Raw genomic sequence first — 12,600 nt, forward strand, 5'->3', positions numbered from 1 at the left:
TCCAGGGCCGCGCCGCCGTCCGGCTCGATGCCGGCCGGGACCGTGGCGGAGCCTGTATCTCTAGAGGGGGACAAAAGGGGCGAGGTGGGTCATGGTGGGGCCGGTCGAGCTGTGCGGGAGAGAGGCGGAGGTCGCGGCGGTCGCGGATCTGCTCGCCGCGGCGCGCCGCGGGGACAGTGCGGTGCTGGTGCTGCGCGGGGAGCCGGGCATCGGCAAGACGGCGCTCCTCGACCACGCCGCCGCGGCGGCCGGGGACATGCGGACGGTCCGCGGCACGGGCGTCGAGTTCGAAGCGGAACTCCCGTACTCGGGACTCCACCTGCTCCTGCGTCCGGCCCTGGGAGGTCTCCCCGCGCTGCCCGCTCCGCAGCGCGCTGCCCTGGAGGCGGCGTGCGGGCTCGGCGCGGGAGACGGCGCCGACCCGATGCTGGTGGGACTCGCCGTGCTGTCCCTGCTCACCGACTACGCGGGGACGGACGGCGCGCTCTGCCTGATCGACGACGCGCAGTGGCTCGACCGGGCGTCGCGGGACGCGCTGCTGTTCGCCGCCCGGCGCCTGCGGGCCGAGGGCGTGGTGATGCTGTTCGCCGTCCGGGACGGCGAGGGCGCCTTCCCCGCGGCGGGCCTGCCGGAGCTGCGGCTGGCCGGGCTGTCCCCGGAGGCGGCCGCCGCGCTGCTCGACCGGTCCCCGCTCGCTCCCGCCCTGCGCTACCGCCTGCTCGCCGAAGCGGGCGGGAACCCGCTGGCGCTGCTGGAACTGCCCGTCGCCCTGGCCGCCGAAGGCGGCGGGACGTTCGCGCCGCGCGCCCTCCCGCTGACCGACCGGCTGCGGCTGGCCTTCCACGGCCAGGTCAGCCGGATGCCGGAGGCGTGCCAGAGCGTGCTGCTGGCGGCGGCGGCCGAGGAGTCCGGCGAGGTGGGCGTGATCCTGCGCGCCGCCGCCGAGCTGGGCGCGACCGCCGACGCCCTGGCCCCCGCCGAACGGGCCGGCCTGGTGCTGCGCGGGAACGCCGAGGGCACGATCCGCTTCCGCCATCCGCTCGTCCGCGCCGCCGTCTACCAGCGGGCGCCGCTCGGGCGGCGGCTCGCCGTCCACCGCGCGCTCGCCGCCGTCCTCGACGCGCCCGAGCACGCCGATCGCCGGGCCTGGCACCTGGCGGCCGCCGCCACCGGAGCCGACGACGAGGTCGCCGCCGCGCTCGAACGCGCCGCCGTCCGCGCCCGGGAGCGCAGCGGGCACAAGGCGGCGGCGGCCGCGTACGAGCAGGCCGCCCGGCTGACCGCCGGGCCCGGCGCCCGGGCCCGCCGCGAGGCCCTGGCGGCGGAGGCGGCCCTGGAGGCGGGCGACCTGGAACGTGCCAGGGCCTTGGGGGCGAGCGCGTCCCGGCGGCTGGAGCCGGATCCGGCCGGGACCGCGCGGATCGCCGCCGTGCGGGCGCACGCGGACTTCTGGCAGGGGTCCTACGCCGCCGCCCGCCGGACGCTGCTCGACGGCGCCGCGCACGTCCGCGACACCGACCCGGACCGGGCCGCCGCGCTGCTGGTCCAGGCCGTCCACCCGTCCTGGTACCTGGGCGAGCGGGCGCTCGCGGAGACGCTGGACCGGCTGACCGCCCTCCCGCTGGACGGCACGAGCCCGTTCGCGCCCGTCGCCCCCTTCCTCGCCCACCTCGACCGGGACCGCGCCGGCCGGCCGCCGTCCCTCGACGGCACCGTCGAGGCGGTGCGGCGGCGGGGCGGCGTCCCCGACCAGGTCCTCATGATCCTGTGCGGTGCGGCGCTCGCGCTGGGGCAGGACGCCGGCGCGCACGCGCTGGCGACGGCGCTGGCCGCCGAGCAGCGCGCCCGGGGCGGCGCGGGACGGCTCCCGACAGTGCTGTTCTTCGTGGCCGAGGGCGAGGTGTTCACCGGACGGCATCTGGACGCGCTCGCCACGGCGTCCGAGGCCCTCGGGCTCGCCCGCGACACCGGGCAGCGGCAGTGGACGGGCCAGTTCGGCAGCGTGCTCGCCTACCTCGACGCGGCGCGGGGACGGGAGGCGGACTGCCGCCGCAACGCCGAGGACGGCCTCGCCGGCGCCGCCGTCGGCGGCGTCTCGCCCGGCGCGCCGTGGGCGCACTGGTCGCTCGGGCTGCTGGACCTCGGGCTCGGCCGCGCCGAGTCCGCGCTCGCCCGCTTCGAGCGGCTGACCCGCGAGCCGATGCGCCACCACATCTGCGCCACCCGCTCCACGCCCGACCTGGTGGAGTCGGCCGTCCGGGTCGGGGCGCCGGAGCGCGCCCACGAGCCGCTGGAGCGCTTCGAGCGGTGGGCGGGGTCGGTCCGGCTGCCGTGGGCGGACGCGCTCGTGCTGCGCTGCCGCGGGCTGCTGGCCGCCGACGACCGGGCCGAGGCGTTCTACACGGACGCCCTCCGACTGCACGACCGGGACGACCGCGCGCTCGAATACGCCAGGACCGCGCTGCTCTACGGCGAGTGGCTGCGCCGGGCCCGGCGCAAGGCCGAGGCGCGCGGGCGGCTGCAGGACGCCCTGGACGTCTTCGACCGGCTCGGCATGCGCCCGTGGGCCGAACGCGCCCGCGGCGAGCTCACCGCGACGGGCGTCCGGGACCGGGGCGCGCGGACCGGCGGCGCGGCCGCCGCCCTCACCCCGCAGGAACTCCAGATCGTCCGGCTCGCCGCGCGGGGCCTGTCCAACCGCGACATCGCGGCGCGGCTCTTCCTCAGCCACCGGACCGTCGGCTACCACCTCTACAAGGCCTATCCCAAGCTCGGCATCGCCTCCCGGGGCGAGCTGAAGGACGCCGCCGGCCGGCTCGGGCTGTGAGAGGCTGCCCCGGTGACGGCTTCCGAACAGGTACTTCCCGGACAGATCATCCCCGTGGACGTCGACGAGGTCCCGGCGGTCGAGCTCGGTCCCGGCGTCCACGTCCGGATGCTCCCGGGCATGCCGGGCATCCGGACGTGGGTGATCGACCTCGCCCCGGGCGCCGAATGGCCGGGCCTCGACGTGCACGAGACCTACGGCGAGGCGTACTTCGTCGTGCGCGGCGAGCTCATCGAGGGGGACCTCGCCCACGGACCGGGCACCTACGTGGCGTTCGGCCCCGGGACGAGCCACCGGCCCCGCACGGAGACCGGCGTCCGCGCCTTCGGGTTCAACTACGACACCCCCGCCTGACGAGCCGGCCCGGGCCGTCCGGCGGCGAGCGCGTCCCGCATGGCCCGCGCGGCGGGCGCCGGGTCGTAGCCGTCGGGGACGCCCTCGACCAGGATGATGTCGCCCTCGATGTGCCGCGAGCGCAGCGGTGCGATCTCCCGGTAGGCGGGCGAGTCCCACCAGGCCCGCGCCTCGGCGATACCCGGGAAGCCGACCATCACGACGGCTCCGGGCCAGCCGCCCTCCAGCACCTCGTGCGCGGTGAGGTGCACGAGGTAACGGCCGCCGTACGGCGCGAAGGTGCCGGGCAGGCGCTCGATGTAGTCCGCGATCTCCGGGTGCGGAGGGGCGTCCTGCAGGTGGGCGATGACGTAGGCGGTCACGGTTCCTCCTCGGTGTGCGTGGACGGGGCGGGCCGGTCGCGCGGCCCGCCCCGGAAAGCGGTCAGGCTCCGGCCGGCACCCTGTCGAGGAAGCCGAGCACCTGCCGGATCCGCCCGTCCGCACCGATCACCGCGACGTCGAAGCCGATGACGACGGGCTCGCCGCCCTCCGGGCCCAGGTGCCAGGTGAACCGGGCGATGTCGTGGTGGGCGTCCACCGCGCCGCCGAGGCTGAAGACCAGCCCGCCGAACTGCGCCTGCACGGCCGCGATGGTGGCGTCGAGCCCGTCCCGTCCCTGGACGGACGCCAGCGGGTCGGTGTAGACCGCGTCCTCGGCGAAGACGTCCGCCAGGACGGCCCGCCGCGCGTCGGCGTCGGTCTCGTTCCACGCGGTGAGGTAACGCTGGACCAGCTCGGTGACGTCGCTCATGTGCTTCTCCCTGGGGTGCGCTCTTTCCTGTGATCACCAAGCTAGGGACGCGGCAGAAGCAGGGAATCTGTCACGCTTAAGTACTTCCACCCCTCACCCCTCACCCCGCAACCCACGAGCTCGATGATCGCGGCGGTCCCCGCCCGCTCGTCGCGTCGTGCCTCTCCGGCCGGACGACCGGGAGTGCGGCCCCCTCGTCCCACACCTCCACGCGAACGGAGGTCTTGGCCTCGTCCGGGAAGACTCGCCCCCGGGCGTTCCTCGGCGCCGGTGGCGGTTCGCCGGTGGGCGCGCCGAGGGTGGGAGCGCCGAGGGTGGGAGCGCCGTCTTGCGGACTTGTGCGCCGCTCGGTCCGCCTCGGCGACCTTGAGTCGCGTTCGTCCACGTCAGGTGGGTTCGTGCCACTACCCTGCCCGCATGTCCGAAGTGATCACTCTCGCCAACGTTCTCGACGATGCGGCGATTTTCTCCCTTGAACATCAGGTGCGGCTGGAGGAGGTCGTCGGGGAGCACAACTGGCACGTCGACCTTGAGGAACAGCGGTTCGAGTTCGCCGGGAGCCGCGCACTGGTGTGCAGCCGCGTGCATCTGCTCGGCAGCGCGGCGCCCGGGCCGGGGTCGTGGCTGTGGGCGTGGGCGAACCCGTCCGGTTACGCCGAGCCGCTGATCGCGCACTCGGTGCGGGTGCGCGAGTTCGGCCGGCAGCACGGGATCGAGCAGCTCGCGGCGGCGGAGGTCCCGTTCGGCGCGCTGCCCGGCGGGCCCGCCGAACCGAGGTTCGAGCCGGCCCGGGTCGCCGGGGCGCTGCTGGACGCGGCGAAGGCCGTCACGGGCTGCTGGACGCACTACCACGCCGACGTCGGGTCGGGCACCCGCGCGGCGTTCCTCATCGAGCACCCCGAGTTCCGGCTCCCGCCGCCGGAGTTCCCGCGCGTCATGCGCGTCCTCCAGCAGGCCATCGCCGAACTGGGGCTGCGCGACCACCGCCGGGCGGTGCACGGCTACGCGCGGCTGCGCGGGCTCGGCGCGGCGTTCACCCCCGACCACGCGAAGCTGACCATCACCGGGCCCGACTTCACGATCGGCGTCGAATTCGACCAGTACAACCGCGTCGGCGAGATCACCGCCCGGTCGGGCGCCGAAACGCTCTGACCCATTCGGCGGATAAGGCCGCCCGGAACGGAAACGAATTCGATCTTCGTCGGTGGCGGATCGTACGCTGCGGCGGGTGTCGGATCCCCAGATCACGCGGCCGGACTTCGTCGGACCGGACGGACGGCCGTTCGGCGAGCCGGCGCCCGCCGCGGTCCCGCCGCCCGTCGGCGCCGTCCGCCGCGTCCTGCAGGCGTTCGGCGCCATCATCGGGGTGCAGTTCCTGGCCGCGGGCATCGCCCTGCTGGTGCTCACGAGCTACCGGCGGGCCGCCGCGGACTGGCTGCTGCCGCTCCTCGCGGTCGTCGATCTCCTCGTCACCCTGCAGATCTGCTGGCTCGCCGTACGCGATATCCGGCTTTCCGGCGGGCGGACGGCCGGCCCCCGGATCGTCCTCGCGGTCCTCGTCCTGGGCGCCCTCGCGGGCGCGGTGGTCGGCGGACGCGAGGTCCAGCGTTACGTGAACCGCCCGGTGGAGGCGGCGTTCGACGTGCCCGCGATGGACGGCGACATGAGGTTCACCGCGTCGGCCCCGGAATGCGGACGGAAAGTGAAGGCGATCGTCGTCCGGGGCGTGATGTGCCGGGTCCGGGTGACCGTGGCCAACACGGGCTCGGCGGAGTCGGTTCTCGAGGCGCGGACGCAGCGGCTGCACGGCGATGACGCGCACCGCACCGGAATGCTCCTCGCCAAGGGACGGCGCACGCACCCCGCGTGGACCCTGCGGCCCGGGGCGTCCGTCCGGGGGTACCTGGTGTTCGACGTTCCCCGCGGGTTCACGCCGCGTGCCCTCGACCTGCACGCGGCGGACGGCGGCAGGGGCCTCCGGTTCCCGGTCGGCTAGGGATCTACGCCCGCTTTCTTGCGCGCGCACCGTGTCCGGAGAAGGGTGGGAGGCGGTGATGGAAAAGGGGGCCATCATGATCGAAGCCAAGAACATCGAGAAGCCGGACCAGCGCCGGGACTTCCCGAAAGGGCACCTGGAAATCGTCGAGCTGCCGGGGCTCGTCTTCGGCAGGGCGACGTTCGAGCCCGGCTGGCGCTGGACCGAGTCGCTGAAGGACATCTCGGGCACCGACCTGTGCGAGGTCCACCACAACGGCTACGTCGTCAAGGGCAGGCTCCACGTGGTCATGGCCGACGGCACCGAGGCGGACGCCGAGCCCGGCGACGTCTTCGTGGTGTCGCCCGGGCACGACGCCTGGGTCGTCGGGGACGAACCGTGCGTGGTGTTCGACTTCGCCGGGGGCATCGGCGTGTACGCGCAGGCGTCCGGGGACTGACCCGCACGGCCGGAGACGGGCCGCGTTCCGCGAGGAACGCGGCCCGCCGCCGTACCGGGGCCGCTCGGCACCTGTCGAAAGTCGGGTGCGGCCGTCGCCGATCGGCGGATGTCCCGCGAGTGGCCGGCTCCGTAGCGTCGTCGGCGTGTTGGAAGGAGCCGAATGATCACGTTGGACCGGCTGACCAAGCGTTACGGCGACAAGACCGCCGTGTCGGACCTCTCGTTCGCGATCAGACCGGGGAAGGTCACGGGGTTCCTCGGCCCGAACGGCGCGGGGAAGTCGACCACCATGCGGATGATCGTCGGACTCGACGCGCCGACGTCGGGGCGGGCGCTGGTGGGGGGCAGGCGGTACGCGGAGCTGCGGCACCCGATGCGGGAGGTGGGGGCGCTGCTCGACGCCCGCGCCGGGCATCCCGGACGATCGGCGTACCAGCACCTGCTCGGCCTGGCCCGCAGCAACGGGATTCCGGCGTCCCGGGTCGCCGAGGTGCTGGACATCGTCGGGCTCGGCGAGGTGGCGAAGAAGCGCATCGGGTCGTTCTCCCTCGGCATGGGCCAGCGGCTGGGGATCGCCGGGGCGCTCCTCGGCGACCCGAAGGTGCTGCTGTTCGACGAGCCGGTCAACGGGCTCGACCCGGACGGCGTCCGCTGGGTGCGCGAGCTGATGCGCTCGCTCGCCGCGGAGGGGCGGACGGTGTTCGTGTCCAGCCATCTGATGAGCGAGATGCAGGAGACCGCCGACCATCTGCTGGTCATCGGCCGCGGCCGGATCATCGCCGACGCCCCGATCGAGGACGTCATCGCGGGCAGTTCGCTCACCGCCGTCCGGGTCCGGACGCCGGAGCCCGGCCTGCTCGGACGGGCGCTGGAGCGGGCCGGCATGAGCGTGGAGGCGGCGGGCGAGGAACTCATCGTCGTCGGCGGCACCATGGAGCAGATCGGTGACGCGGCGTTCGAGAACCGGGTCCGCGTCCATGAGCTGAGCATGCGCAAGGCCAGCCTGGAGCAGGCGTACATGGAGTTGACGGCGGCCAGCGTGGAGTACGGCTCCCCGAACCGGAAGGCGTGACATGACGACCACAACGGCCCCCCGCGGGGGCGGGTTCAAGGGCGCCGTCGCGTTCGAGTGGACGAAGCTGAAGAGCGTCCGCGCGACCTGGTGGAACCTCGCCATGGGACTGCTGCTCACGGTGGGGTTCGCGGCGATGGTGGGATCGTCGGCGGCCGCGAGCGCGGCGAAGGGGGTCGACGTCACCACGCCGGCCCCGCACCACGCGTCGCAGGCGTTCCTGATCTCGCAGCTGACCGTGGTGGTGCTCGCCACCCTCGCGCTCACCAGCGAGTACTCCAGCGGGTCCATCCGGACGACGCTCCAGAGCGTCCCGGTGCGCGGGCGGATGCTGCTGTCGAAGACGCTGGTCGTCGCGGCGGCCGTCGTCGTGGCGGGCTTCGTCTTCAGCGTGCTGGGCACGCTCGTCGCCGCCCCGCTGATGGGCGCCCCGGGCGACTACTCGGCCGGGCAGCTCCTCGCCCCCGCGCTCGGCGCGGGCCTGTACCTCGCCTTCCTCGCGGTGATGTGCGTCGGTCTCGGCGCCGTCCTGCGCAGCGCCGCGGGCACCATCACCACCCTCATCCTGGTGCTGCTGGCGGTGCCGCAGTTGCTGGGGGTCGTGGGTTCGTCGTGGCTGGAGTCCTTCGCCGACCTCATGCCGAGCGAGGCCGGGGCCGTGCTGATGACCGGTGCGGACGAGCCGTACGGTGCGGCGGTCGCCCTGCTCGTCCTCGCGCTGTGGGCGCTGGTCTCGTCGGCGGCCGGGCTGGTCGTGCTGCGCCGCCGCGACGCCTAGCGGACGGCCGCCGCCGGGGTCAGCCGGGGCGGCGGAGGCCCGCGACGAGGAGCCCGACCAGGCGTCGCGCGTCGTAGCGGGTGTCGGTGTCCGCGCCGATGCACAGGTTCCCGACGCCGCGCATGAGCTGGTAGGCGTCCAGGCCGGAGCGGATCTCGCCGGCGTCGGCCGCGGCTTGGAGGAGCCGCCCGCACACGGGGACGAGGCGGTCGAGGAAGTAGGCGTGCAGCGCCTCGAAGCCGGCCTCGTCGGACCGCAGGGCGGAGGCGAGCCCGTGCTTGGTGACCAGGAAGTCGACGAAGAGGTCGATCCACCGCGCCAGCGCGGCGTGCGGCGTCGCGCAGCTCTCCAGCAGGGCCGGGCCGGCCTCGGCGCACGCCTCGACCTGGTGCCGGTAGACGGCGATGATCAGGTCCGCCCGGGTCGGGAAGTGGCGGTAGATGGTGGCCGTCCCGACCCCGGCCCGGGCCGCGATGTCGCGCACCGGCACGTCCACGCCGGACTCGACGAACGCCGCGGCGGCCGCGTCGAGCAGGGTCTTCTCGTTGCGCCGGGCGTCCGCGCGCTTGGGGCGGGCGCCCCGGTCGTCCTGCACCGTTTCCTCCACTCTCCATGCCGGGCTTGCTAAGCGGGACAGCGTTCCGTATCGTCAAACGGGACACGGTTCCGCTTTCTCCATGATGGCAGAGCGGGAACCGGCGGTCGACCCCTGCCCCTTATTGGAGGACCACACCATGCAGTACCGCACTCTGGGCCGGACGGGCGTGCAGGTCAGCGCCCTCGCACTCGGCGCGATGAACTTCGGCGCCATCGGGCGCACCACCCAGGACGAGGCCACCGCCATCGTCGACGCCGCTCTGGAGAGCGGGATCAACCTCATCGACACCGCCGACATGTACGGGCGGGGCGAGTCGGAGGAGATGGTCGGCAAGGCCATCGCGGGCCGCCGCGACGACATCGTGCTGGCCACGAAGGCGACCATGCCGATGGGGGACGAGCGCAACCGGCAGGGCGGCTCCCGCCGCTGGCTGGTCACCGCGCTGGACGACAGCCTGCGCCGGCTCGGCGTCGACCACGTCGACCTCTACCAGATGCACCGCTGGGACCCGAGGACCGGCGACGAGGAGACCCTGTCGGCGCTCACCGACCTGCAGCGGGCCGGCAAGATCCGCTACTTCGGCTCCTCGACGTTCCCCGCGTACCGGATCGTCCAGGCGCAGTGGGCCGCCCGCGAGCACCGCCTGAGCCGCTACGTCACCGAGCAGCCCGCCTACTCGATCCTCCAGCGCGGCATCGAGGAGCACGTGCTGCCCGTCGCCGCGGAGTACGGGCTCGGCGTGCTGGCGTGGAGCCCGCTGGCGTCCGGCTGGCTGTCCGGCGCGGTCCGGAAGGGACGGGAGATCGCCACCAGCCGTGCGAAGTCCCTGCCGGACCGCTTCGACCTGTCGCTGCCGCACAACCGGGCCCGGCTCGACGCCGTCGAGCGGCTCGCCGTGGTCGCGGACGAGGCGGGCCTGACGATGGTCCAGCTCGCGCTCGGCTTCGTGACCGCGCACCCGGCCGTCACCAGCGCGCTCATCGGCCCCCGCACCCTGGAGCACCTGCACTCCCAGGTCGCCGCGGCCGACACCGTCCTGTCCGCGGACGTGCTGGACGCGATCGACGAGATCGTCGCCCCCGGCGTGGACCTCGCCCCGCACGAGAAGTTCGACACCCCGCCCGCGCTGCTCGACGCGTCGCTGCGGCGCCGCTGACGCCCGTCCGCCCGGGGGCCGGGTTCAGACGGTGACGGCGACCTTGCCCCGGGCGTGGCCGCCCTCGACGTGGCGCACCGCCTCCGGGAGGTCGGCGAACGGGTAGGTCCGGTCGATGACGGGCGTGACCTGCTCCTTCTCCATGAGGTCGGCCAGGAACCGCAGGTCCGCGGAGTTCGGTTTCCAGCTCACGTGGGCGATGCGCTGCCGGACGAACGGGGCGACCAGGGCCCCGCGGACGATCTGCCCCGCGGGCCCGAGCAGGCCGCGGCGCGGGGAGGCGATGCCGCCGACGATCACGAGGGTGCCGCGGCGGGTGAGCGGGCGCCGCAGCCTCGCCGTCGACCGGTCGCCCACGATGTCCATCAGCAGGTCGTAGCCGTCCCGTTCGGTGAAGTCGGCGCGGGTGTAGTCGACGACGTCGTCCGCGCCCAGGGAACGCACCAGCTCCACGTTGCGGGTGCTGCACACGCCGGTCACCTCGGCGCCGAACGTCCGGGCGAGCTGGACGGCGAACGTGCCGACGCCGCCTGACGCGCCGTTGATCAGCACCCGCTGCCCGGCGGCGATCCGGCCGGCGTCGCGCAGCCCCTGCAGCGCGGTGTGCGCGGCCATCGACACCGACGCGGCCTGCTCGAAGCTCAGGCGGGCGGGCTTGACGGCGAGCCGGTCGCGCGGGACGGCGACGGCCTCGGCGAACGCGCCCAGCGCGACCTCGCCGAAGACCTCGTCGCCGGGCCGCAGATCGGTCACGCCGTCGCCCACCCGCTCGACGACGCCGGCGAGGTCGGCGCCGAGGACCAGGCCCGGCCTCGGCCGCCGCAGGCCGGCGCTCAGCCGGACCAGGTTGGGGTGCGCTCGCAGGTGGCGCCAGTCGTAGGGGTTCACGGAGGCCGCCCGGACCCGCACGAGCACCTCACGCGGGGCGATGTCCGGCACGTCCACGTCCTTGAGGGCCAGCACGTCGGGCGGACCGTAACGGTCCCAAGTCCATGCCTTCACGGCGCCTTCTTTCCGTCCGGGCGTCCCCCGGCGGGCCGCCTTCATACGACGTAAGGCTGTCGTACGTCGTAAGGTATTCGTACGCCGTAAGGCGGTCAAGGGGGGCCCGCGAAAGAATCAGGAACCGGCCGTGCGGCGCCGCTCCAGCCCGTCGAGGATCAGGTCGAGCGCGAACTCGAACTCGAACTGGTCGTCGCAGAACCCCAGCGTCCCGTCCGGATCGTCGTGGACGGCGTCCGCCAGCATCCCGGCGATGTTCGGGAACCGCTCCGCCATCCCCGCCACCGCCTCCGCGTCCGGGGCCTCGGCGCCGTCGGGCCGGAACAGCTCCTGCGTGAACCCGAGCGCGCGGCTGCCCAGGACGTGCAGCGCCCGGTGCGCCAGGTCGAACGAGAACCCGCCCGCCCGCAGGATCCCGACGACGCCGTCGTAGTACGCGATGACGTCCGGGCTCGTCGTGGTGCGGCTCTCCAGGACCGCGGGGGCCCAGCGGTGGCGCAGGAGGACGTCCCGCGCGGCGAGGATCCGCGCGCGCAGCGCCCCCCGCCAGTCGTCCGCCGCCGCGGGCGCCGCGACGTCCTCCACCGCCGCCGCGATCTCCCCGAGCACCACCTCGACGACGCCGTCGAGGACGGCCTCCTTGTTCGCGACGTGGTGGTACAGCGACATCGCCTCGGCCCCGACCTCCTGCGCGAGCCGGCGCATGGTGAGCGCGTCGAGGCCGTCGCGGTCGGCGAGCTCCACGGCGGCGCGCAGCACCCGCCGCCGGCTCAGCGGCACGCGGGGCCGCTCGGTCAGCTCGTCGGCGTCGGTCCGTGGGGTCATCGCTCGTTCCTCCCGGCGAACTCTACCCGTACGCGGTAAGTCTCCATGGCGAGCGTGGGATCGTGGCTCCGTGACACCGAGCGAAGCCGGATTCCTGACGGACACGCGCGCGTCCTACGACGCCATGGCCGCCGACTACGCCGCCTGGATCCGGGACGAACTGGCCGCCAAACCCCTCGACCGGGCGGTGCTCGACGGCTTCGCCGAGCACGTCCGTCCCGGGCCCGTCGCCGACGTGGGGTGCGGCCCCGGCCGCGTCACCGCGTACCTGCACGAGCGCGGCGTCCGGACGTCCGGCGTCGACCTGTCCCCGCGGATGATCGAGATCGCCCGCGCGGCGCACCCGGATCTGCGGTTCGAGGTCGGCTCGATGCTCGCCCTCGACCTGCCGGACGGGTCCCTCGCCGGGCTCCTCGCCTGGTACTCGACCATCCACGTCCCGCCGGAGCGCCTCCCGGACGCGTTCGCCGAGTTCCACCGCGTCCTCGCGCCGGGCGGCCACCTGCTGGCCGCCTTCCAGGCCGGGGACGAGGTCGCCCGCCGAACGCGGGCCGGCGACCACGCGATCGCGCTCGACTTCCACTACCGCCGCCCCGACGACGTCGCGGCCCTGCTCGCCCGCGCCGGCCTGGACGTCCGGGCCCGGCTCGTCCGGGAACCCGACGACGACGGCCCGTACCCGGAGCAGCACGCCCAGGCGTTCCTCCTCGCCCGCAAACGCCCCGCCTGAACCGCCCGGCGCGGGGGAGGACGATCGTG

At 74.5% G+C, this 12,600-nt stretch carries 14 protein-coding genes; 9 read left to right on the forward strand and 5 right to left on the reverse strand.

Annotated elements, in window-relative coordinates:
* Positions 1–91 precede the first annotated feature (91 nt).
* Positions 92–2,827, forward strand: coding sequence for a helix-turn-helix transcriptional regulator (locus tag ACFQ11_RS19490; protein WP_378300530.1), 2,736 nt, complete (start codon positions 92–94; stop codon positions 2,825–2,827).
* Positions 2,828–2,839: 12 nt separating this feature from the next.
* On the forward strand, positions 2,840–3,181 hold the full coding sequence (locus tag ACFQ11_RS19495; protein WP_378300532.1) for a cupin domain-containing protein: 342 nt from the start codon (positions 2,840–2,842) through the stop codon (positions 3,179–3,181).
* Here ACFQ11_RS19495 and ACFQ11_RS19500 read toward each other — a convergent pair.
* Both ACFQ11_RS19500 and ACFQ11_RS19505 read right to left on the reverse strand, forming a co-directional pair.
* On the reverse strand, positions 3,163–3,543 hold the full coding sequence (locus ACFQ11_RS19500; protein ID WP_378300534.1) for a DUF1330 domain-containing protein: 381 nt from the start codon (positions 3,541–3,543) through the stop codon (positions 3,163–3,165). The genes ACFQ11_RS19495 and ACFQ11_RS19500 overlap by 19 nt on opposite strands.
* Before the next feature lie 61 nt (positions 3,544–3,604).
* Positions 3,605–3,973, reverse strand: a complete 369-nt coding sequence (locus tag ACFQ11_RS19505; protein WP_378300536.1) for a nuclear transport factor 2 family protein — start codon at positions 3,971–3,973, stop codon at positions 3,605–3,607.
* Positions 3,974–4,390: 417 nt separating this feature from the next.
* On the opposite strand from ACFQ11_RS19505, the gene ACFQ11_RS19510 reads away from it, so the two are divergent.
* The 5 genes from ACFQ11_RS19510 (at position 4,391) to ACFQ11_RS19530 (ending at position 8,260) form a co-directional block, all read left to right on the forward strand.
* Positions 4,391–5,125 (forward strand): DUF6882 domain-containing protein, encoded by a 735-nt coding sequence (locus ACFQ11_RS19510; protein WP_378300538.1) that lies wholly within the window; start codon positions 4,391–4,393, stop codon positions 5,123–5,125.
* Positions 5,126–5,201: 76 nt separating this feature from the next.
* A complete protein-coding gene (locus tag ACFQ11_RS19515) occupies positions 5,202–5,969 on the forward strand; it encodes a DUF4352 domain-containing protein (RefSeq protein WP_378300540.1) in 768 nt (255 codons plus the stop codon).
* A 76-nt stretch (positions 5,970–6,045) separates the two neighbouring features.
* Positions 6,046–6,408, forward strand: coding sequence for a cupin domain-containing protein (locus ACFQ11_RS19520; protein WP_378300542.1), 363 nt, complete (start codon positions 6,046–6,048; stop codon positions 6,406–6,408).
* Between the two features lie 162 nt (positions 6,409–6,570).
* Positions 6,571–7,482: an ABC transporter ATP-binding protein gene (locus ACFQ11_RS19525; RefSeq protein WP_378300544.1), complete on the forward strand. Its 912-nt coding sequence runs from the start codon at positions 6,571–6,573 to the stop codon at positions 7,480–7,482.
* A 1-nt stretch (position 7,483) separates the two neighbouring features.
* Positions 7,484–8,260 carry an ABC transporter permease gene (locus ACFQ11_RS19530; protein WP_378300547.1) on the forward strand — a complete coding sequence of 259 codons (777 nt, stop codon included), beginning with the start codon at positions 7,484–7,486 and terminating at the stop codon, positions 8,258–8,260.
* A 19-nt stretch (positions 8,261–8,279) separates the two neighbouring features.
* Here ACFQ11_RS19530 and ACFQ11_RS19535 read toward each other — a convergent pair whose 3' ends face one another.
* Positions 8,280–8,855, reverse strand: a complete 576-nt coding sequence (locus ACFQ11_RS19535) for a TetR/AcrR family transcriptional regulator (protein WP_378300549.1) — start codon at positions 8,853–8,855, stop codon at positions 8,280–8,282.
* A 139-nt stretch (positions 8,856–8,994) separates the two neighbouring features.
* Here ACFQ11_RS19535 and ACFQ11_RS19540 point away from each other — a divergent pair, with 139 nt between their 5' ends.
* On the forward strand, positions 8,995–10,014 hold the full coding sequence (locus tag ACFQ11_RS19540; protein WP_378300551.1) for an aldo/keto reductase: 1,020 nt from the start codon (positions 8,995–8,997) through the stop codon (positions 10,012–10,014).
* A gap of 24 nt (positions 10,015–10,038) precedes the next feature.
* Here ACFQ11_RS19540 and ACFQ11_RS19545 read toward each other — a convergent pair whose 3' ends face one another.
* Both ACFQ11_RS19545 and ACFQ11_RS19550 read right to left on the reverse strand, forming a co-directional pair.
* A complete protein-coding gene (locus ACFQ11_RS19545) occupies positions 10,039–11,016 on the reverse strand; it encodes an NAD(P)-dependent alcohol dehydrogenase (RefSeq protein WP_378300553.1) in 978 nt (325 codons plus the stop codon).
* Positions 11,017–11,133: 117 nt separating this feature from the next.
* Positions 11,134–11,841, reverse strand: a complete 708-nt coding sequence (locus tag ACFQ11_RS19550; protein WP_378300555.1) for a TetR/AcrR family transcriptional regulator C-terminal domain-containing protein — start codon at positions 11,839–11,841, stop codon at positions 11,134–11,136.
* A 70-nt stretch (positions 11,842–11,911) separates the two neighbouring features.
* Here ACFQ11_RS19550 and ACFQ11_RS19555 point away from each other — a divergent pair, with 70 nt between their 5' ends.
* Positions 11,912–12,571 carry a class I SAM-dependent methyltransferase gene (locus ACFQ11_RS19555; RefSeq protein ID WP_378300557.1) on the forward strand — a complete coding sequence of 220 codons (660 nt, stop codon included), beginning with the start codon at positions 11,912–11,914 and terminating at the stop codon, positions 12,569–12,571.
* Positions 12,572–12,600 lie beyond the last annotated feature (29 nt).

Origin of the sequence: Actinomadura sediminis, assembly GCF_042675525.1 — a bacterium.
Classification (GTDB): Bacteria; Actinomycetota; Actinomycetes; order Streptosporangiales; family Streptosporangiaceae; genus Spirillospora; species Spirillospora sediminis.